We start from the raw sequence: 22,566 nt of genomic DNA, 5'->3' as shown, positions 1-22,566 counted from the left end.
TTGTTCTATATTATTACTTCAACCTCATGTTCACCATCATCTAAATACGGTATCATATTATCTTTAATTGGAGCTCCATCTAAATATATTTCTTTGGTTTCTCCTCTCTTTACTTGAATATGATAAGTGCAACCATCTTTTCTATAGTTTATTTCATATCCATTCCATTCATCTGGTATGCACGGTTCTATTGAAAAACCCTTTCCTTCTCTTAGCTTAAGTCCAAGTATTCCATCGATACCAACCCTATACATCCATCCTGATGCACCTGTATACCAGCTCCAGCCGCCTCTGCCTTCATGCCCTTCTGTTGCATAGATATCAGCAGTCATTACATATGGTTCAACCTTATATCTTTCACATTCAAGATATGACTTAGAGTGGTTAATTGGATTTATCATATGGAATATTCTCCAAGCTTTAGAATTATACTTTAGCTTAGTCATTGCAAGTATAACCCATGTTGCTGCATGAGTGTATTGTCCTCCATTTTCCCTAACTCCTGGTACATATCCTTTTATATATCCTGGCTCTAATATAGAATTATTAAATGCTGGTGTTAATAATAGAACCATTCCCATATTTTCTTTAACAAGATATCTTTCTAAAGCTGCCATAGCCTCTTCTACTCTAGATTCTCTTCCTGCTCCAGAGATTACTGACCATGATTGAGACAATGAATCAATTTGACATTCATCATTTTCAATTGATCCTAATGGAGTACCATCATCGAAGTAAGCTCTTCTGTACCATCCACCATCCCAAGCATTCTCTTCAAGATTCTCTCCTATAAAATCTCTCATTTTTTCATACCTATTGGCTCTCTCATCATCACCTTTATGCTTTGATATCTCCTTAAAATCATTAAGTATACTATATAAGAACCATCCTAACCACACGCTTTCACCTCTACCTTCATTTCCAACGGTACTCATACCATCATTCCAATCTCCACTTCCCATAAGTGGTATATTGTGCGGTCCAAATTTTAATGATATTTCTATAGCTCTTACACAATGCTCATATATACTTCCTTTTTTATCTGACTCTGGAGTAACTTTATATCTCTCATCTTCTCCTTCTTTTAACGGTTCATCTTCTAGGTAACCAGCTTCCTCTTCTAATATGCTATAATCACCAGTATTTTTAATGTAATCTATTGTCACATATGGTAGCCATAAAAGGTCATCAGAAAATCTTGTTCTTATTCCACTATTGACTACTGGATGCCACCAATGCTGAACATCTCCTTCAACGAATTGTCTTGTGGCACTATGCAAAATTTGATCCTTTGTAAATTCTGAATTTAAAAATCCAATGGACATAACATCTTGAAGTTGATCTCTGAAGCCTATTGCTCCACCAGATTGATAGAAGGCTGTTCTAGACCAATATCTACAAGATATTGTTTGATACATTAACCAGCCATTAAGCAGTATATCCATTGTTTTATCTGGAGTTTTAACCTGTATCCTATGAAGCAATTCTTTCCAATATTCCTTAATTTCCTTTAATTTTGTTTCTGCAACTTCTATATTGCTATATTCCTCAACAATCTTATTAATATTTTCTATATTTTCTTTTTGACCAAGTATTATCACAAGTTCTATTTCTTCCTCTGGATTTATTTCTATTTTTGTATTACATGCTAGACAAGGATCATAACCTGAACCAACAGAATTACTAAAGTTCTCATACTTTAGGGCCTTTGGTCTATCAATTATACCCCCTCTTCCAAAGAACTCAGTGCGATTTCCTGTGAAGGATGTTTCTTCTCCACCTGCAATTGTTAAATATGCATATGCTCTTCCAAAATGTTCACTGTAAGGATTTTGTGCATATATATACTTACCATCTTGCAAATATGTAGATATATATTGAGCTGTTTGTTGAGGTACTACTCCTAATACAGTGTGTGCATAGTATGATAGTGATAACCTTCTATTCTCATCACAATTATTTTTAAGCTTTACTAACCCTATCTTAACGCTCTCATCAACCGGAACAAAATATGTTACTTCTCCAATTATTCCATTGGCCTCATGCTTAAAGCTTGAATATCCAAATCCATGTTCAATAATATATTCTCCTTGATCTCGCACAGGTTTTGGTGTGATACCCCATAGTTTTCCATTCACTTCATCTCTTAAATATAATGCTTCGGCTAATGGATCTGTTACTGGGTCATTTGACCAAGTAGTTACCTTGTTCTCTCTACTATTCTTATACCAAGTGTAGCTACTTCCACTTTCAGATATATGGAATCCAAATTCCCCATTTGAAATTACATTTATCCAAGGAGCTGGAGTATTCTTATGTTCCTTCAATATGATAGTATATTTTTCTTTCTCTACATCAAAACCACCATATCCATTAAAGTATTCTAGATTTCTTTCATCAAATCTGAAAGCTTTTGCATTATATTCTTTATTACTAATTTGTAGTAACTTTTCTTCTTGATTATATCGATATTTAATCTTAAGCTGCTCCATTAAACTACCTTTTTCAGCATCTATAACAAGTCTTGCTATAGCTATAAGGAAATCCACATCTTCATTAGACATAGTTCCTTTACTATGTACAAATACTCCTCCTGGCTTATTTTCTTTATCCCTAGCATGACTTGAAGTAATCATATCCCTTATTCCATCTTGCAGCGGCTGTGTATATACTGTATTTTGAAGATTTAAAATGACTAAATCTACCTTCAACCCTTTAGTTGCCCAATATTCATGTGCTTTGAGCAACTGCCTTACCAAGTCTAAATCCTTTTGATTCCTTAATACTAATAGTAAAATTGGCAAATCACCAGATATACCGTATGGCCATAAGGAAGACTGAGCTTTTCTAATCTCCTTAATGTACTTCTCACGTTCTCTCAGAGATTGATTAATAAATAGTATCTTTGAAGCCATATATTGATATAAGTTTCCTTGTGTAGACTTAATATCCAAGTACTTCATTTCTAAATGTGTCTGGGTTAATGCCATCTCAAATATTCTCTTCACATTAAACATTTGACTGTATTTCTTAGCTAATTCTATTACCTCTTCTCTAGAGTTTCCTAAAGCTGTTGTAAATGCTACTTTAGCGGTCTCACCTGCCTTAATCTCCAGCCTTACTCTCATGCTTATTATAGGATCTAGTACAGCTCCAGTTGTATTAGTAAGCGGAGCACTATTCTCCATTACAAAGGGTCTAGATACATCATTACCTCTGCCTATAAAATTAGCTCTACTAGTTTCATATTCAATATTTCCTAGCAATTCCCCTTGAACTGCTACTGTTTGAACCACATGGGGTTTTTTCTGACCCTTAGCTCTTGGTCTTCTATTTGCAATAACACAAGCTGGCTCCCCAACATACTCTGTTCTTATAAATAGATTACTAAATGTTGGATGCACAATGTCTGCATTATATGGTGCTAGTGTAACTTCCATATAGCTAGTAAGTTCGATGGTTCTTGAATGCTCACTATTATTAGTTATAGATATTTTTCTTGTTTCTGCATTATCCTCTTGTGATACTGCTATTTCATATTTAGTATTTAAGTTTCCATCCTTTCTTTTAAATTCAGTTTTATCTAATGAAAACTTAACTTCGTAGCCATCTCCCTCTTTTTTACAAGGTTCATATGCTGCACTCCAATACTCATTTGAATTTAAGTTTTTAATATAGAAGAACATTCCTGTGTTATCTAGTGTCAAGTCTTCTCTCCATCTATAAACAGTCAATTCATCTCTCTTACTATAGCCACTTCCACTATTAGTTAACATAACAGAATAATTACCATTTGAGATAATATTAGTTTCTGGATTTTGTGTATTTGCTGTATTAAATTTTCTAATTACTATTGGTTGTTTTTCAATATTAAACTCTACTGGCTCAAATTGATGTTTTCTGTTATAGATTATCCTCTTTGAAATTTTCTCCTGTAGTAATAACTCTGTAGCTTTCACTCTAGGAATTCTATGAAATCTTTCTTGTAGGATATTATTATTTAACACATTGTTTAGAGCCATCAAACTCATACCTTGATGATGTACCATAAAGCACTTAACTATGCCTTTTTTCAATTCTTTAGGAACTCTTTCTTTTGTATAATCTAGAGCTTCATAGAAACCATACTTTCCATCCATTCCTTCATTAATAAGCCTTTTCATATTGTCTATAGAATCTAGCAAATCTATCTGTAATGCCATAATTGTTGAGTATGGAGATATTACTAGTTCATTTGATAGTCCCCTTTTTAAACCTATTCCAGGTACTCCAAATGCCTTATATTGATAATTTAAAGCTGCATCAAAGGTATAGAATGCTGATTCTGATATTCCCCAAGGTACATTTCTATCTTTGCAATAACTTTTTTGACCATAAATAACACTATTATAGGTTTCTTGAAGTAAAGTATCAGGATAGTTTTTAAGAATTAACAACGGCATAAAATACTCAAACATTGTTCCACTCCAAGAAACTAGACCTTTTTTGTTGCCTATCAAGGCCATTGCTCTACTTAAGTTAAACCAATGCTCTTGTTCAACATCGCCTTTTGCAATTGCAACAAAGCTTGCTTGCCTTGATTCAGAAGCAAGTAAATCATAATACGAATTGCTTAATGAATCTTTTTCAATATCATATCCAATTGCAAATACATGTTTATTTTTATGATATAGCATAGTGAAATTAGTATCTTCAGCCATTTTATCTATTCTTGCTTTTAATTCTGATATCTTATTAATAAACTTATAAACACTTTCTTTACTCTCTTCTAGTAGTGCTTTAAGCTTATTCATTTTGTCCTTTTGACTTCTTTCTAAACTATCATTCCTCATGTTTCTTTCTATATCATTTTCAATCTTTTCAATTTCAGAATTAATCAAGTAAAGTGGTGTTTGTGATAATAAGTTTTTAAGATTTTGTACTATACTTGATGTATCTTTTTCCTCTCCATCTATCACATCTACCCATGGAAATAGTTCTGTCAGTTCTCTACTATATCCATCAATAAGTTTTTTAGCTTTAGAGTTCCAGTATAATTGTCTTCCATCTTGTAATTTTCCTATTTCAGTTACTCTGTTACTGAATTTATTTAATATGTTTTTCCATGTAATAATATCAAATTCATTATCATTTATATCATTAATATCCTCACTATTAAGTTCTTTGATTCCTGTTAGTTCTTCTATTTCTTTATTAGTCAAATTAAATGTGTCATATAATCCTTGAATTTTATTTACGTTAATCATAAAAGATTTTTTATACTCATCCAAGGTTTCAGAAACCAACCATAAGTACCCTACCAAGTTACCACTATCAACAGTTGAGACATACCTAGGGAATAATGGCTCTTTGCTAACAGTATCATACCAATTATAAAAGTGGCCTTTATACTGCTCTAAGCTTTCCATACTAACAATTATTTTCTCAAGCCTTTCGACAGTCTCTAACATTCCAATATATCCCAAGTCATAAGCCACTAAATTCGCAGTAAGCCCCATTCCCATGTTTGTAGGAGATGTTCTAGTAGCTACTCCTTTAGGCGGGTCTTCTTGAAAATTGTCAGGGGCAAGCCAGTTATTATCCTCATTCACAAAGTCCTCAAAGTAAGCCCAAGTTTTTCTACTAAACCTTCTTAACAGTTTCATATCTTCTTGTTCTAAAATATAATCTTTAGGTTTTATCTCCTTACTTATAAAGTAAGCAATTATTGGACTTATAATCCAAAGAACACATGATGGTATCATTAATGCACCAGACTGTGTAGAAACACCAAAGGACAATATTAAGATTACTAAGCTAATTAAACTTCCAGGCCACATAGCAGTAACAAAACTTTTCAGATTTCTACCTAGTTTAGCTTCAACATCAGCAGCTGTTTGCCATTCTAAAAAATTTCTTTTACTAATAATAAGTCTATATAAAGTTCTAATAATCGCATCTAACATTAGATATGCTTGATATGGTAAAAAACAAAATATTAGAAACATTTGTTCAATAGCTGTCATGCAATTACTTATTTTTCCTGATAAACTTATCCCTTTAACTGGTGAAACCACTGCTTCTGATACATCGAATATTACAGGACATAAAAGTGCTAATAATGCCACAACTAATCCTTTATCAGAGGAAGGGAATAACCAAAATGATAGTGCAACTAATAATACTATTGCTGGTGCCAAAAGACTTCTTCTTAAATTATCAAATATCTTATATCTTGATAATGAATTTAATGGAGATTTCTTGGTTATCCAACTAATAATTTGCCAATCTCCTCTTACCCATCTATGTAATCTCTTAGAGCTAGAATTATAATATGCTGGATATCCATCAATTAGCTCCACATCAGTTAGTAATGCTGCTCTTACATATGACCCCTCTAACAAGTCATGACTCAGAACCTTGTTTTCAGGTATTTCATCTTTTAGCATATAATTAAATACGTCAATATCATAAATTCCCTTACCTGTAAAAATTCCTTCACCAAATATATCTTGATAAACATCTGATATTGCGCTAGTATACATATCTATTCCTGTTTCACCAGAAAAAATCTTAGAAAATATAGTTTTGTTAGCTTCTATTGTTCCTACACTGACACGTGGTTGCATAAGCCCATATCCTCTTAAGACTTTTTTACGTGCTTTATCTACATGTGGTTTACTAAGAACATGGCACATAGCTCCAACTAACTTTTTACCAATATCTCGTGGTAACTGAGTATCTGCATCCAATGTTATTACATATTTTATACTTTTAAGCTTTTCTATATCACCACTTATTATGTTATAGCTCGTATTTTTATCTCCCCTTAAGAGAGCATTAAACTCCATTAACTTTCCACGTTTTCTCTCCCAGCCTAACCATATTCCTTCCTTTTCATTAAATTGTCTATATCTATTAAAGAAATAGAATACATCTTCACCTGAATCAGAGTATTTTTCATTGAGCTTTTTAACTTCTGCTAATGCTGTTTCAACAATTTCTTCATCTTGTATCTCTTCCTTAAACAGACTATCTTTAAAATCTCCTAATAATGCAAAATAAATATTTTTCTCCTTATTTGCAAGATAGTAAACCTCTAAGTCGCTAATTAATTCTTTTACCCTAGATTTACTTGTTAATAGTGTTGGTATAACAACTATTGTTGAACATTCTATTGGTAAACCATCCTTAAATTCAATTTTAGGCATAAATCTTGGAGTAGATATTCTATTTATGCTCCAATTAAATATGGAGATCACTATTTCACTGCAAGGAATTATAAGTGCTAAAAATTCTACTATATAAACAATTCCTGATACATTCCTATCAGCACTTGAGACCAATGTTAAAACCAAAAAGCATAATACTGCTGTAAGTATAAAAATTGTACCCACATATAACTTAACTTTATGTCTATTCATATATTCATTAAACTTTCTATCAATTGTGGCTTTTGGATTTATAGCATATTTCAACTCATTTATTCCGTCATCGATAAGGTAATATCCTATATGCTTTCTATACTCCTCTACATTATTAGAATTCTTTGCACATTCGATAGCCTTTTTTGCAACAAGAATCTCTGGTACATTCTTGTTCTTAGCTATTTTTTCTACCATATGCCTGTAATTATCCCTAGATTCAAAATCCATTGAAGTATATATTTTAATAGGATCTTGCTTTAATATTGCTTCTACTAAACTTAACTTCTCAAATGAATCCCTCCATGGAATTCCTCCAACTTCTCTTATACTTGTTATTGAGTTACCTATAGACATTTGAAAAGCAGCCTGCAATTGATGTTCTTCAATTATTATTTTATCTGTTGTAGTCTGTTGAATTTCTAATTTGCCATCTAGCCATTCATATAGTTCAATGCTATCTATTCCATTATTTCTTAAAATTTTCACAAACTTCTCAATAAAATGTGAGCTATAGACTGTATTATCATTTAATTCTTGGAGCTTATCATTCAATCTGTTATTGTTATAAGCATTTATTAATTCTTCTGCTAATAATTCTCCTTTTTCCTTTTCCTTTTGTGCATATACAATCTTTTCTGCAATTTTGCTTATATTTTGAATTAATGCAATTCTAATCATAATAGGTAGAGCCCATAACTCTCCCATTGAAAGTATTGTGTTTTTTTGATACGCATTTATAAATGTTTCGATTGTATCTTCATATATTCTTCCATCTGTATGGGAAATAAGTTCTACTGCTATATGGTATATCCTAGGATATCCTTTCATTATTCCTTTTTTTATTACAGGTAACCCCTTGTAATAAGAATTAGGCATATTATATTTTATATCTTTATATTCTTTTTCAATTAAATAAAGGTTATCGAGCATCCATTCTGCTGCTGCCACAACCTCTTTTTTATATTTCACTTCATTATCTATAAACTCATATGTTTCGATAATATTCCTATAACTTCTATCTAAGCTCTTCAAAAGTTTTCTTCTAGAATTAGATCTAGTTGTTACTAAATTAAAGTGCTGAGATATTTCTAATGCATGTTTTTCTAAGTCTTCTTGACTTACACTTATGGATGGAACATCCTCCATTAAATTATTTTCTTCATTGCCTTTATATTTAAAAAATAGATAAAACCCAAGTATGGCTATGAATAATATAAGAATTATATAAATATAGAACATTCCACACACTCCTTATTTTTCTAACTGTAAAATTTATTATCCCCTATGAATATAAAAATATGTAAAAAAATCGGCAGGTAGCTAATCTACTCTGCCGAAATAAATAAAATACTTCTTAATTATATTTTTATGATTCTGCTCTAACTTTCTCTGTTTTAGTACTTCGCAAATAAAGAAGAAACATTAAAAAGGCTGAAAAAGAACATAAAACAAATGCTAAAGGCCATACTTCTATAATTCCTTGTTTTTCAATATATTTTCCTCCTAATGAAGTACCCATTGAGGCCCCAATCGCCCAACTCAAGCTTCCGATAGCACTAAATCTCGCTCTATAGTCTGAAGGACTTTTATTAGCCAAGTAAACCCCAAAATTTGTAACTATAAGAATTTCTCCTATAGTCCATATTACAGTGGATATAACAAATAATGTATATGACCTTATAATACCTATCATTCCAAGTCCAATTCCATAAAGCATTATTGCAATCAAAATATTAATTAATGAATGTATTCTCCTTGTTAATCGTGTAATAAAAACTGTGAAAAATATAACTGTAATTGCATTAACACTCATTAGAAACCCATATTTTTCTGCACCATCTATAGAAAATACATTGTCAATCATCAGAGGTAATGCAAAAGTACTTTGAGTTGATACTACTGTAAATACAATATAGATAGTTAAAAACATTAATATTTCTGGCTTTCCTAATAAAATCTTTATCATATTATCCTTTTTAGGCTTTTCTTTAGGATTATTTTCCCCTTTTGTAAGATTAGGTTTAGTTTCTTTTATATAAATATACGCTAGTCCTAATGCAATAAATGATGTTAATGAATCTCCTATAAAAAGCATCGGAAGGAAATTATTAAATAAGAACCCTGCTACAATAGGACCAATTGCTACTCCGATATTTATTCCTAAGTATTGCAGAGAATACCCTGCTTGTCTTTTTTCTGGTGGCAAAACATCTGCAATTATTGCATGCAAAGCTGGCCTTACTGCTCCATTAAAGAACGTTGATATCATAAGAAATGCTACTACTATATATGATGTGCCTAAGAATGCACAAGGTACGAGAAATAATGCTGATGCAGTTTGTGCAAATATATAAGTCTTTTTTCTTCCTAATTTATCTGCGAAAATCCCTCCGAGCATAGATCCCGGTATTGTAATTAATGATGTTACCATTACTATTACACCAACTATGCCTAATGACATACCTAATTTTTTAGTTAAGAATAACGTCATAAATGGCATAACAAAATCACCAAATCTATTAATTATTTGCACTGCGAATACTATATATATTGTTGTTGGTAGCCCCTTATATATATTAAACTTATTAAGCATTTCTTTCCCCCCTTAAGCCCTTCTAAGTATTACATATAACTATATAACATGAATTAGTATACTTCAAGGTAATCGACTAAAACTTTATAAAAAAGTACCATATTATCTTTAATATGGTACTTTCTAAATATTAAGTTAACTCCAGAAATCATCCATTTCTTTAATTATATCTTCCTTATCTCTGACTATTTTGAGGTCTCTCCAATTTTCTGGCATCAATCTTAAATACTTATTACTAATAAATCTATCATCTATAAGTAATGTAGCTCCCTTATCCTCTTCTCTTCTGATAACTCTTCCCACAGCTTGCATAACTTTGTTTATTCCTGGATAAGTATATGCATAATCATATCCTTCTCCCTTTTCCTTAAAAAAATCCTTTATCAGATCTTGTTCAAAAGATATTTGAGGCAAGCCCACTCCAACAATTATTGCACCTATTAACGAATCTCCTGTCAAATCTATTCCCTCAGAGAATACTCCTCCCAAAACACATAAGCCTAGTTGACTTTTATCTTTTGGTTCTTTAAATTCTTTCAAGAACTCCTCTTTATCCTCCTCACTCATATTGTCCTTCTGCATTATAAATATTATATCTTCGTTTCTAGAATCCAAAATTTCTTGAGCTTGCTTCATGTACTTATATGAAGGGAAAAAGCACATATAATTTCCTCTTTTAGCTTTTACAAATTCTAATATCATAGAAATGATTTTATTTATAGTTGCTTCTCTATGCTTATACCGTGTGGATATTGGAGCAATTAATGTCAAAAGATTTTTCTCTGGAAAAGGTGATGGAAGACTCATTTTATAACTTTCCTCACTTCCTCCCAACAATTCTATAAAATAATTTCCCGGGGAAAGTGTCGCAGAAAATACTATTTTGCTATTTGATCTGTTCATCCCCTCCCTTAAATTTTTACTTGGATTTATACAAAATAACTTTAAAATCAGTTCTTCCCCATCTAACTTAACTATAGTCAAATAATTTTCGTCATAAAACCCACTAATATTTATAAATGTATTTAATTGAAAATATAAATCTAATATCTGCTCATACTCTGGGAAATCCTTATGAGTTACGAGGAATTCATCACATTCTTTTAGGTATCCTCTTATATATTCATAAAGTACTGTTGGCTCATCTACTATTATTTCCTTTACATCTTTATCTTGAGCATCTTTTTTTAATGATATTAAGTATGTATTTATCTTATTTAGATACTTAATTAACTTTTTTTCACCTTTTAATATTTTTTTTGCGTTTAGTATAGCTCTCTTTTCCAAAATAGCAGAAAACATTTCTCTTCCCCTAGACACTAGATTATGAGCTTCATCTATTAGAAAGGTATATTTTTCTGAACTTTCATCAAAGAATCTCTTTAAATAAACTCTTGGATCAAATACGTAGTTATAATCACCAATAATAACATCACTCCAGTTAGATATTTCAAGCGAAAACTCAAATGGACATATCCCATATCTTTTACTATAGGTTTCTATCTTTTCTCTTGTAAATTCATCTTCATTATTTATAATATCAAAAAGAGCTTCATTCACCTTATCATAAAACCCTTGTGCATAAGCGCACTCCTCTGCATTACAGCTAGAACCACTATTAAAGCATATTTTATCTTTTGCAGTTAAAGTTATGCTTTTTATTCTAACTTTCTTATCTCTAATTAATCTTAGAGATTCTTCTGCCACAGTTCTTGTTATAGTTTTTGCTGTTAAATAAAATATCCTGTCTGATAATTCTTCTCCTAAGGATTTTATTGCTGGAAACAATGTTGATATAGTCTTACCTATACCCGTTGGTGCCTGTGCGAATAGCATTCCTTTTGATTTAATTGTGTTATATACTACTACTGCAAATTCTCTCTGTCCTTTTCTATATCTTTCAAATGGAAATTCTAAACTCTTTATTGAATTATTTCTTTCTTTTACCCAGTCCAAGGTAAAAAGAGCCCATTTTATATATTCATCTACTACAAAGTTAACGAATTCCTCTAATTCTTGTAATTCAAAAACTTTATTAAACTTTTTTGTTTCATTGCTATCTAGATGGATATATGTTAGCTGCAACTCTATGGAGTTCCCATCATTTTCTATTAGATACATATATCCATAAAATTTCACTTGTGCCCAATGAAGCATATTATTATCTTCTTCTATAAGTACTAGTTCTTTTGTTGTGCTTTTTATTTCCTCAATTATTATTCTGTCATCTATTTTTATAATGCCATCTGCTCTTCCTTCAACAGAAATTGACATACTCTCTCTTTCAAAAATATGCTTAAAATAAACTTCTTTTTTATATTCTTCATAAATCTTAGAATTTTCTTTTTGAAGATATTGATGCGCTCTTGTTCCCTCTTGAGCCCTCTTGTTACCCATATAACTACTATCAATATTTCCTCTTCTTAATATAAATTCTATTAAGTTTCTAACAGAAATTCTTATTCCTCCATTATCCATTTTGAACCTCATTAAGCTTTCTAAAAATAATATATTATTTTATTATTTTAATATGTTATAGGTTTTCTTATAGGAAACTTAATTTATTCATACATAAATAAATTATTAGTTGAACTTAAAAACCTTTACTAAATATTAAAACCTAGTTATGTGAATTATATAGTATAATATTAACTAATTACTATTTTAACCGAAATAATAATTAGTAACTAGTATGTTTGTAGAAAGGAGTCTTTTAGTGAAGAAAGAAAATTTATTGACTTTTATAATATCAGCATTAATATTTTCTGCAGGAATTGGAACTGGTCTTGGAGCTGGCGCCTTTTTTTCACAGAGCAAAGGTACTCCAACCACTACATCTGTTATTAATCTGGCTGGTGAAAAGTACCTTATGTCAAAAGATACTACTTCTGACCAAAGTGGATTAGTACCAGTACTAGATTATGATGAAAGTTTCGTAATAGATTTAAGATATTCAACAACTAATAATTTTACTGGCAAAAAAATATATCCTGTAGACACTTGCTTATTACAAAAAGGAACTTTAGATAAATTAATAAACGCTAATAATGATTTTAAGAAACTTGGTTATAAGATTAAGATTTGGGATGCCTATAGACCAGCTTCTGTACAAGTTAATCTGTGGAATTTAGTTAAAGATAGGCGATTTATTGCTTCGCCATATGTTAGTGGTTCAAGACATAATAGAGGTGCAGCTGTAGACATCACGCTAGTGGATAGTACTGGTAAAGAACTTGAAATGCCTACTGGATTCGATGAATTTAATACGAGTGCCTACAGAACTAATACAAACATCTCAGATACTGCCAAAAAAAATCTTGAATTACTCACTTCAGTAATGGAGAAGAATGGATTTGATACCATAGAAACTGAATGGTGGCATTATGATGATTCTGAAGCTGATAATTATCCTATTTTAGACATACCATTAGAAGATTTTTAGTTTCAAGTATTCATAATTTTTGAAAAATAGTTCTAAATTTACTTAGAACTATTTTTTATAAGCATCTTTACCATTAATTATGTGAGTTATCCCATAAAATTCACATATAATATCCATTGAATCACCATTTTATATTGTTATAATATAAATTATGAAGTCCAAAATATAATAATATTCCAGGAAGGATGTATTTAATAATGGATAAGCTTTTAAAGTTTTCAGTGGTTGGTGTACTTAACACATTAATTACCTTTATTATTTATAATTTATTAATATATATAAACGTTAATTACTTAATTGCTAATGCCATTGGTTATGTTGCAGGAACCATAAATGGCTTTATTTTAAGTAGTAACTTTGTATTTAAGAAAAAAGCAACTGTGGATACAGGAGTAAAATTTTTAATAACCAATGTTATATCGTTTATAATTAATAGTTCCACACTTTGGTTCTTTGTTCACTTACTTGGTGCAAATAAAACACTCGCTCAAATACCTGCTATCATTTTGGGTTTTGCAGCCAATTTTATAATTAATAAGATATGGACATTTAAATAATAAACTAAACTCCGAAGCCTAAGTACTGTGCTTCGGAGTTTATACTATTCTATGACTTTTATTTCATTTTCAGATGCTACTATAGCTTTTGTCACAACATTTACAAATAATGAAGTTTCTACAACTCCTCTTATATCTTTTAAAGCTTTATCTAAGCTTTCAATGTTATTAACATTTTTAAAATTTACGTCAAGTAAAAGGTTTCCGTTATCTGTTATTACAAAACCATCCTTTTCTTTTGAACTTCTAAGCTTAGGCTCTCCTCCAATTTTCTTTACCTCTTCAATTATATAACTCAATGCTTCTTCTATTATTTCTAATACTACTGGTACTTTAAAAGTAAGTGTATTAGAAAATTTACTTTCATCAACTAAGAGTATATAGTTTTTCGCCATAGTTCCAATTAGTTTTTCTTTTGTATGAACTCCTCCTCCACTTTTAAGTGCATTTAGTTTTGTATCTACCTCATCGCATCCATCAAAGGCTACATCAATACTACTTACAAGTGAAGTATCTAATACATTTAGTCCTTTCTCATAACATAATAACTTTGTCGAGCGAGAAGGGGTTACTATTTTTACATTAAATCCACTCTTTGATTTCTCACTTAAATAATCTGCAAGATATGCTACACTTCCACCTGCTCCTAATCCAACTATCATTCCGTCATTTATATAATCTAATGCCTTCTTAGCACTTTCTTTTTTTAATTCATTTGCATCCATAACTACACCTCAGTATATTAACTAAATTTCACCCATGCTTTTTTCTTATTACTTTCTTCTGCTAGCTCTATTATTCTTATAGTATTTCTAGCCTCTTGTGGTTTTACAATTATATCTTCTTCACCAATTATTGCTTTATAAACATTTTCATATAATGCTCTATAATCTCCGTTTTCACTTTCAACTTTTCCTCTAAAATTAAGTCCGTTAAGCTCAGTATTTAGTGTCCCCCATAGTTCTTGCGATTCTTTTCCCCATTCTTGAGTATACTTAGGTATTAAATCTTTTCTTAAATTTCCTTCTTGTACATCCATACCGTACTTAACAAAGCTTCCCTTATTCCCATATAAAACAAAATGTGGACTATCTTCTTTTACTAGCATTCCTGCCTTTAATGTAACCTTTAAACTAGGATACTTTAATATTACTTCAAAATTATCTATTGTCTCTCCACCTTTTCTTTGTATGTTCAAGTCTCCAAAGACTTCCTCTGGAAGCCCAAATAAGTCTTGAGCTTGATCTATTAAATGAGAACCTAAATCATAAAGTATTCCTGCTCCTGGAGTATTCTGTTCTCTCCAAGCATTTTCCTTAAAAAAGTTTCTAAATCTATCATAATGAGCTTCATATTCTGCAAGTTCTCCTAGTAACCCACCATTAATTACTCTCTTTATAGTCTTAAAATCACTATCCCATCTTCTATTATGATGCACAGTCAAGAGCTTATTCTTTTCCTTTGCTAATTGGATTAGCTTATCTGCCTCTTCTGAAGTTACTGTAAATGGCTTCTCTACAAGTACATTTTTCCCAGCTTCTAATGCTCTTTTTGCAAGTTCATAATGGGCTGTATTAGGAGTTGCTACTATAACTAAATCTATATTTTCATCATTATATATTTCATCAATATTAGTAGTAAATAAAACATCTTTATATTTAGAATTTATTTTTTCCTCATTCTCTACTCTTCCATCATATATTTTATATAACCTTAACCCGTCTACGCTATATACCATAGGTGCATGAAATACTTGCCCTGCAACCCCATAACCAATCAAACCTACATTTACTGTTTTACTCATATTAATCCTCTCCTTTTCATACTAGACTATGATAGTGTTCACATTATGTTTCTTTAAAATACTTAACTTTTCTTTTGTTATATCTTTATCTGTAATTACCATATAGACATCATTAAGTTCTACAACAGGAGTAACTCCTATATTGTCAAATTTCGAAGAATCAGCTAAAACAATAGTTTTTTCTGCTCTCTTGCACATTTCCTTTCCAACTTCAGCTCTAAAAAAATCTCCACAGGTAAAGCCTAACTTTTCAGAAAAACCATCCATTCCAATAAAAGCTTTATCAACTGCAATTTTACTTAAACTTAAAGTGGTGAGTGGTCCAACCATTGCTTCTGAATCTTGTTGCAACTCTCCTCCTAATAATGTCACTTTAACTTGAAGTGTATCTTTAAGCATATAGGTAATATATAAAGAATTTGTTATTATATGAACTCCTGATTTTTTTGAAATTTCTTTTGCTAGAACCGTATTAGTAGAACCTGCTTCTAATAATATAGTCTCACCAGGTAGGACTAACTTTGAAGCCTCTTCTGCTATTCTTTGCTTCTCAATTTGTCTGAATGATAGTCTTTTTTCTATAGAGCTTGAAGCTATTTGCACTGCTCCACCATGAGTCCTTTTTAAAACACCCTCTTCTTCTAGTGCTGAAAGATCTTTTCTTATTGTAACCTCTGATACCCCAAGAATATTTGATAATTCTTTTACTGATACCTTAGGTTCTATTGAAATTATATTAAATATTTCGCTTCTTCTTTCATTCAAAATAGCATCACCTCACTAGGCTATATTTTTAATATAATTATACATCTACTTTCGTTTGAAATCAATATAGTTTCATTCGAAACTTAATAATAATAAAAAAATCCCTGAGAGACTCCACCATATTGAGGTGAATTCTCAGGGATTAATTTGACATATTTATTATATTCTATAGTCCTAATAAACCTATAGCATATCCGATGATACCTAAAGCAAATAGTCCAAATATAAGTGTTATTGGGCTTACTTTCTTTCTTAACAATCTCATGCAAAGGAAAGTTAATCCTAATGCTAGTAATCCAGGTAATAATGAATCTAAAACACTTTGTACAGTTGTAGTAACTTCTTTACCTTGAGCGTTAGTTACAGTTGAAAGTACAAACGGAACTTTTATTGAAGTCCATCTAGCAACTAATGCACCCATGATGAATAATCCAAGGATTGAAGCACCTTCTGTTAATTTTTGAAGTTTGTTTCCAGCTAAATCTTTAACGATATTAGCTCCAACTTTATATCCATAGAATTGAGTAGTCCATCTGAATCCTAAACGAATTACATTCCATAATACGAAGAATAATATCGGTCCTAATACACTACCACCAGTTGCTATAGAAGCACCTAATGCTGCAAGAACAGGTCTTAGTGTACCCCAAAATATTGGGTCACCAACTCCAGCTAAAGGTCCCATTAAACCAACCTTAACTCCGTTGATTGCTCCATTATCTATGTCAGCTCCATTAGCTCTTTGTTCTTCCATTGCACAAGTAACTCCTAATATAGGTGCAGTTACATAAGGATGAGTATTGAAGAATTCAAGATGTCTCTTTAAAGCATCTACTTGTTCTTCTTTAGTTGTATATAATTTCTTAAGAACTGGATTCATTGCATATGCATATCCTATAGCTTGCATTCTTTCAAAGTTCCAAGAACCTTGGTGGAAGTTTGAACGAAGGAATACACTTACTAGGTCTTTTCTAGTTAATTTTTTTTGTTCACTCATTGCTATTTCCTCCTCTTTCCTAATCTAATACGTCGTCATCTAGATCATCAGATGCTGCGCCTGCTGAAGTTGCTACAGCATTATATTTTGGTGATAGTTGTAGGTAAAGGATAGCTAATATAGTTCCTAATATACCCAAAGCAACTAGGTTATAAGTTGAGAATGAGGCAACTACGAATCCTAAGAAGAACATAGGCATTAAGTGTTTTGCTCCCATCATATTGATAACCATTGCGTATCCAACTACAACTATGAATCCACCTGCAACTTGAAGTCCTTTTGTAACAACGTCTGGAATAGCGTTTAACATATTGTTAACTTGATCTGTTCCTGCAAACATTGCAACTATTAAAACTGGAATAGCTACACGAAGTGCTTGAATTACTAAACCACCTAAGTGACAAAGATCTACTCCTGTAAAGTTTGCTTGTTCAGCATACTTGTCTGCTCTATGTTGTAAACCAACTGATAATGTTCTTGCGAATATTGTTAAAACCTGTCCTGCTGCTGCAAGAGGGATTGCAATTGCTATTCCTTCTGCAACTGTTTGATGTGAAACGATTACTAGGATTGTAGAAATACAGCTGGCAATTGCTGCATCTGGTGCCATTGCTGCTCCTATATTCATCCATCCTAAAGCCATAAGTTCTAAAGTACCACCTAATATAATACCTGTTTTGATATCTCCTAAAATAAGTCCTATAATTGTACATGATATTAATGGTCTGTGTGTTTGGAATTCATCAAGTACTGATCCAATACCAGAAATAGATGCCCAAATTACAACTAAAATAATTTGTAATGCGTTCATTGTTTATTCCTCCCTTTAATAAGAATTTTATAATGGCAATTTATCTTTTAATAGAACCTTAGAGTCTGATGCAACAACTCTTATTTCTAATTCTATTCCTCTTTTATTAAGTTCTTTGAATGCATTCTCATCTTGTTCATTTACAGAAATAGTTCCAGTAACCTGTCTTTTACCTTCTTTAAATGACATTCCACCGATGTTAACTGATTCAATCTTAACTCCACCTTCTACTAATCTTAATACGTCAGTAGGGTTTGTGAATAATAACAATGCTTTAAAATCATTCTTTGGATTATTGTATACTCTAATAGCTTTTTCTATATTTAGTACGTGTGCTTTTATTCCTGGAGGAGCAACTTGCACTAATAAAGTACTTCTTAACTCATCCTTTGCAACCTCATCACTTACTACTATTATTCTTTCACAGCCAGAAACTTTAGACCAAACTGTAGCTACTTGACCATGTATTAATCTGTCATCAATTCTTGCTAATACAATTTTCATTTATAATACCTCCTCATCATCTAGGTCGTTATTTTTATTTATTGCAAGACCTTCCTTGAAAGCCTTAACAGCATCTTTACCTGCATTTTGTGCAGCTTTAACTACTTCTTCAAAATTAGACATCATTCTAGTTCCATATACTTCAAGTAGCATTGGTAGATTTACACCAGTAACTATATCCATCTTTTCATTTGATATAGCTAAGGTACTTGCAGCATTAAATGGACTTCCTCCAAATAAATCTACTAGGAATAAAACACCCTCATTTGTATCTAACTTCTCAATAGCTTCATTATATTTTCTTATTAAATCTTCAGTGCCTTCACCTGGTACGAAGGTTACATACTCTACATTTTCTTGTTTTCCAAATATCATTTCTGAGGATTTCACAACCTCTTCAGAAAATTTACCATGTGTTGCAACTATTACTGCTGTCATTTAAACTCCTCCTTTAATATTTCCGTTGGTTTTTTCTGACACTATATCTTATAGCAAGTATCGTGCCAAAAAAGTGTATCAATGAATGTAAGCCATTTCATTGATAATATTTTTATTTTTTGATACTTTAATTAATTTTATTCTGCATTTTTGATACACTTTACTTATTGTTTTGATACAGTATTAAACTTATTTTTGATACAGTATCAAATTATTTCACAAATATGATACACTTCATCTTTTGACAATTTAATATTAATACTTTTTTGGAATATTTCAGCAGCACTTTCAATTGCCATTACACTTTCTTCTGCAAAATTCTCTTCTCCCCTATAAGTTAACCCTTGGTTCTGCACCATTCTTTCCAATGCACAAGCTACATGGACAATCAATCTCAGTTGTTCACCATTGTTATATCTTTTATTCAACAGCTTTTCTAATACACTTATGAACTCCATAAGAAGTCCAATAACTTTTTTAGGATTTAGAAAGGTTAAATATTCTTCCAAACTTTCTTCACATAATTCTCTTACAACCAAATTCCTACTTTCTTCTTCTTCAACCTCAACTCCTGATATAATTCCTCGAAGTACATTAGCTCCATTACCTCCGATGAATGATTCTAAAGATATAAACGGAATTTCTTGAGAAACATTTTTAACTCCAACTATTGCAAGAATTTTCTTATTCCCCTGCAGATACTTTACTTTCTCTTCGGCTCCTCTTATCCCAATAGGTATTACCTCGATATTTTCCACCGTTATATCATCTATGATAGATTTAACTATTTCTTTCAATTTTTCAGCGGTCCCTTGTCCCGATGAACATATAGTTATTACTGCTTTATCCTGATCATCACTTTTATTATCCTCAATATTAGAGTAACCTGAGAAATCCCTTAATGAAAAATAGATTTCATCTAGCTCCTCTGAAAATAAATGCCCCTTTCTTACTGCTTCTATAACCAAAGGCGTAGTTACCATCTCTAGCGTTCTAGTTTTAATATTTGTTTTTTCTTGTATTATCTTTCCGAAAGTAGCCAAGGATCCCATATCCACCATTAGAAGAACTCCTTTACCTTGATCCATTTCAATTACTTTTTCTGTCACATCTTCTAAAATACTTTGAGGACTAACATCTAGTGGCATATCTACTGCATCTATAGGACCTTCTTTACCTAATAAATCAATTGCAACATTTACCATACTTAAGGCAGTACTACTTCCATGAGCTACAACCAGAATAGCAACTTTATCATCTTTTCCGACAGTATTTTCTTCCTCTAAATTCACTAATAGTATAGCCAAATATTCAATTTCTATTTTGGGAACTTTTACCTTAAACTTTTTTTCAATCTTTAACGCTATTTTTTCAGCTACTTCATATTCATCACTTTTTTCATTTATTACATATCCCATTCTTTCTATTTTCTCTTTTGTAAGATTATCATCTGCTCTCTGTTTTAAAAATACACTTAAATGAAGACTCATTGCATAAGTAAATCTCTCACCATATTTGATATCCAAACTTTTTTCAGTGTATTCTTTGATATGCTTTACAAATTCAAAGATTTCATTATCCACTATTGATAATAACTTTTCTTTTACAGTACTATCTTTTCTTATCTTCTTATAGAAAGTTTTAAGTTGCGCATCAATATCCTTCATAACTAAGTCATGAATAACGTCTTTATTCATTCCTTCATTTGTTAATATAGCCGACTTATCCTTAATTATCTTATATAAATTAAATGGTAATTCATAATCGTCATTTTGAAGCAAGTTAACCTCACCTTGTGGGCTTACTATGACCTTTTTATCAAGAACATGAGATAGCTCTTCAAATTCTCTTCTATTATTAGATATCGCAAATAGACCTTTTTGAATACTCTCTGGAATATCATTCAGGTCTATTCTTATAGTTTCTTTAGTATCCAATGAATTCAAAAACGCAGTAGCGCATATCAGCTGAATATTAGATTTCAACTTTCCTATGTTTCCCATATAGGAACTACCTATTAAAGCTTTTATTACTTCTCTGGAAATACTAATGTTTTTATCAACTCTACTTGCCTCTGCTGTAAACATATGTTTTATTAATTGAACTCTTTCTTCTAGTGGACGTTGTTGTAATGAAGGAATAGTAATAGTTACAGGAATTCTCCTTAAGAAGGTTGCTAACAATGAAGACTTTGGATCTTCAGTTGTTGCTCCAATAATCAATACATTAGCTTCTCTTTTTCTTTCATTTTCACCAAGTTTATTAAACGTTCCAGTATCCATAAAATAAAATATCATTTCTTGTCCTTCTGGACTTAGTCTATGAATTTCATCAAGAAACAAAATTCCTCCATTTGCCTTTTGAACAATCCCATCTCTTTCGGTATCTGCACCAGTAAATGCTCCTTTTGTATGTCCAAATATATGAGATAAAAGCAGTTGAGGATTATTCCCATAGTCGGCACAATTAAATACTATAAAAGGTGCATCCTCCCTATATTTACCTGAGAACTTAGCATAGTTAAACATCATATTAGCAAATAAAGTTTTACCAACACCAGTTTCACCTAAGATCAAAGTATGTAATCCATTTGGTGGATACATTATTGCTGCTTTAGATTGATTTATAGCTTGTTTCAAACTACCATCTGCCCCTATCAGATAATCAAATGGAGACGATATCACATTGCTTTCATTATCAAAAAGATTATAAACATCTCTAATTTCTAATTGCTTCTCCTTTATGTTAAGGTTGAGCATTTCTTCAAGTCTCTTTTTGCTAAAGTATCTAACAGGTCTCTCTTTTATTTTTATAACCAAATCTTGTTTATGCAGTTCATTAAGTTCTTTACTTACATTATTTCTAAGTATCCCTAATTTTTCCGATATCTCTATAGCAGAAAAACCTTTTATTCTCTTAAAATCTTCAATTGTATAGGCTTTAGATTCTTCTAAAATATAATTATATATTTTGTCAATTCTTTTCATATTTATTCTCATCACTTCCCATCATTTTTATAATTCCTTAACATTTTCAAAATCCACCCTCATCATTTCATAATACAAACCCTAATAGTTTTGTGAACAAAATTTATAAAATTAAATTAGCCTATACTTTAAAATAATACTGTATCTAAAAAAAAAGTAAATCTTAAATTTCTCATTTAAGATTTACTTTCTATAATAAATAAATATATAACATATTTTTAACTTCATTTTTTTACATAACTTATTACATAAATAATCATTT

Annotated in this window: 13 protein-coding genes; 2 read left to right on the top strand and 11 right to left on the bottom strand. The window is 31.1% G+C overall.

The window, feature by feature from the left end:
• Positions 1 to 5 precede the first annotated feature (5 nt).
• From JK634_RS06675 to JK634_RS06665, 3 genes are all read right to left on the bottom strand, one after another.
• On the bottom strand, positions 6 to 8,645 hold the full coding sequence (locus JK634_RS06675) for a GH36-type glycosyl hydrolase domain-containing protein (RefSeq protein WP_202766863.1): 8,640 nt from the start codon (positions 8,643 to 8,645) through the stop codon (positions 6 to 8).
• Between the two features lie 127 nt (positions 8,646 to 8,772).
• The gene (locus tag JK634_RS06670) at positions 8,773 to 9,999 is read right to left on the bottom strand and encodes an MDR family MFS transporter (protein WP_202766862.1); all 1,227 of its coding nucleotides are present in this window, start codon (positions 9,997 to 9,999) and stop codon (positions 8,773 to 8,775) included.
• Positions 10,000 to 10,134: 135 nt separating this feature from the next.
• Positions 10,135 to 12,477 carry an ATP-dependent DNA helicase gene (locus JK634_RS06665; RefSeq protein ID WP_202766861.1) on the bottom strand — a complete coding sequence of 781 codons (2,343 nt, stop codon included), beginning with the start codon at positions 12,475 to 12,477 and terminating at the stop codon, positions 10,135 to 10,137.
• Positions 12,478 to 12,715: 238 nt separating this feature from the next.
• Here JK634_RS06665 and JK634_RS06660 point away from each other — a divergent pair, with 238 nt between their 5' ends.
• Complete coding sequence (locus JK634_RS06660) at positions 12,716 to 13,441, top strand: M15 family metallopeptidase (RefSeq protein WP_202766860.1); 726 nt, start codon at positions 12,716 to 12,718, stop codon at positions 13,439 to 13,441.
• Positions 13,442 to 13,638: 197 nt separating this feature from the next.
• Complete coding sequence (locus tag JK634_RS06655; protein WP_202766859.1) at positions 13,639 to 13,998, top strand: GtrA family protein; 360 nt, start codon at positions 13,639 to 13,641, stop codon at positions 13,996 to 13,998.
• A gap of 44 nt (positions 13,999 to 14,042) precedes the next feature.
• On the opposite strand, the gene rpiA is transcribed toward JK634_RS06655, so the two are convergent.
• From rpiA to JK634_RS06615, 8 genes are all read right to left on the bottom strand, one after another.
• Entirely contained in the window at positions 14,043 to 14,723 is a 681-nt protein-coding gene (rpiA, locus tag JK634_RS06650; RefSeq protein WP_202766858.1) for a ribose-5-phosphate isomerase RpiA, read from the bottom strand.
• Positions 14,724 to 14,740: 17 nt separating this feature from the next.
• Positions 14,741 to 15,802, bottom strand: coding sequence for a Gfo/Idh/MocA family oxidoreductase (locus tag JK634_RS06645; protein ID WP_202766857.1), 1,062 nt, complete (start codon positions 15,800 to 15,802; stop codon positions 14,741 to 14,743).
• Between the two features lie 21 nt (positions 15,803 to 15,823).
• Entirely contained in the window at positions 15,824 to 16,567 is a 744-nt protein-coding gene (locus JK634_RS06640) for a DeoR/GlpR family DNA-binding transcription regulator (RefSeq protein ID WP_202766856.1), read from the bottom strand.
• 166 nt (positions 16,568 to 16,733) lie between these two features.
• Positions 16,734 to 17,564, bottom strand: a complete 831-nt coding sequence (locus JK634_RS06635) for a PTS system mannose/fructose/sorbose family transporter subunit IID (protein WP_202766855.1) — start codon at positions 17,562 to 17,564, stop codon at positions 16,734 to 16,736.
• Positions 17,565 to 17,583: 19 nt separating this feature from the next.
• Positions 17,584 to 18,375 (bottom strand): PTS mannose/fructose/sorbose transporter subunit IIC, encoded by a 792-nt coding sequence (locus JK634_RS06630; RefSeq protein WP_202766854.1) that lies wholly within the window; start codon positions 18,373 to 18,375, stop codon positions 17,584 to 17,586.
• A 27-nt stretch (positions 18,376 to 18,402) separates the two neighbouring features.
• Positions 18,403 to 18,879 (bottom strand): mannose/fructose/sorbose PTS transporter subunit IIB, encoded by a 477-nt coding sequence (locus tag JK634_RS06625; protein WP_202766853.1) that lies wholly within the window; start codon positions 18,877 to 18,879, stop codon positions 18,403 to 18,405.
• Positions 18,880 to 19,317: a PTS sugar transporter subunit IIA gene (locus JK634_RS06620; RefSeq protein ID WP_202766852.1), complete on the bottom strand. Its 438-nt coding sequence runs from the start codon at positions 19,315 to 19,317 to the stop codon at positions 18,880 to 18,882.
• 206 nt (positions 19,318 to 19,523) lie between these two features.
• A complete protein-coding gene (locus tag JK634_RS06615; protein WP_202766851.1) occupies positions 19,524 to 22,304 on the bottom strand; it encodes a sigma-54-dependent transcriptional regulator in 2,781 nt (926 codons plus the stop codon).
• Between the last annotated feature and the right edge of the window lie 262 nt (positions 22,305 to 22,566).

The organism is Clostridium paridis, assembly GCF_016765615.1.
In the GTDB taxonomy this organism is placed as follows: Bacteria; Bacillota; Clostridia; order Clostridiales; family Clostridiaceae; genus Clostridium_T; species Clostridium_T paridis.
Note: the sequence above shows the minus strand (reverse complement) of the source record. Positions and strands in the feature narration are given on the sequence as shown.

Excerpts from the sequence above, each read along its gene's own strand:
- JK634_RS06675 (WP_202766863.1), bottom strand. The coding sequence starts at position 8,645 with ATGTTCTATATTTATATAATTCTTATATTATTCATAGCCATACTTGGG.
- JK634_RS06670 (WP_202766862.1), bottom strand. The coding sequence starts at position 9,999 with ATGCTTAATAAGTTTAATATATATAAGGGGCTACCAACAACAATATAT.
- JK634_RS06665 (WP_202766861.1), bottom strand. The coding sequence starts at position 12,477 with ATGGATAATGGAGGAATAAGAATTTCTGTTAGAAACTTAATAGAATTT.
- JK634_RS06655 (WP_202766859.1), top strand. The coding sequence starts at position 13,639 with ATGGATAAGCTTTTAAAGTTTTCAGTGGTTGGTGTACTTAACACATTA.
- rpiA (WP_202766858.1), bottom strand. The coding sequence starts at position 14,723 with ATGGATGCAAATGAATTAAAAAAAGAAAGTGCTAAGAAGGCATTAGAT.
- JK634_RS06645 (WP_202766857.1), bottom strand. The coding sequence starts at position 15,802 with ATGAGTAAAACAGTAAATGTAGGTTTGATTGGTTATGGGGTTGCAGGG.
- JK634_RS06635 (WP_202766855.1), bottom strand. The coding sequence starts at position 17,564 with ATGAGTGAACAAAAAAAATTAACTAGAAAAGACCTAGTAAGTGTATTC.
- JK634_RS06630 (WP_202766854.1), bottom strand. The coding sequence starts at position 18,375 with ATGAACGCATTACAAATTATTTTAGTTGTAATTTGGGCATCTATTTCT.
- JK634_RS06625 (WP_202766853.1), bottom strand. The coding sequence starts at position 18,879 with ATGAAAATTGTATTAGCAAGAATTGATGACAGATTAATACATGGTCAA.
- JK634_RS06620 (WP_202766852.1), bottom strand. The coding sequence starts at position 19,317 with ATGACAGCAGTAATAGTTGCAACACATGGTAAATTTTCTGAAGAGGTT.
- JK634_RS06615 (WP_202766851.1), bottom strand. The coding sequence starts at position 22,304 with ATGAAAAGAATTGACAAAATATATAATTATATTTTAGAAGAATCTAAA.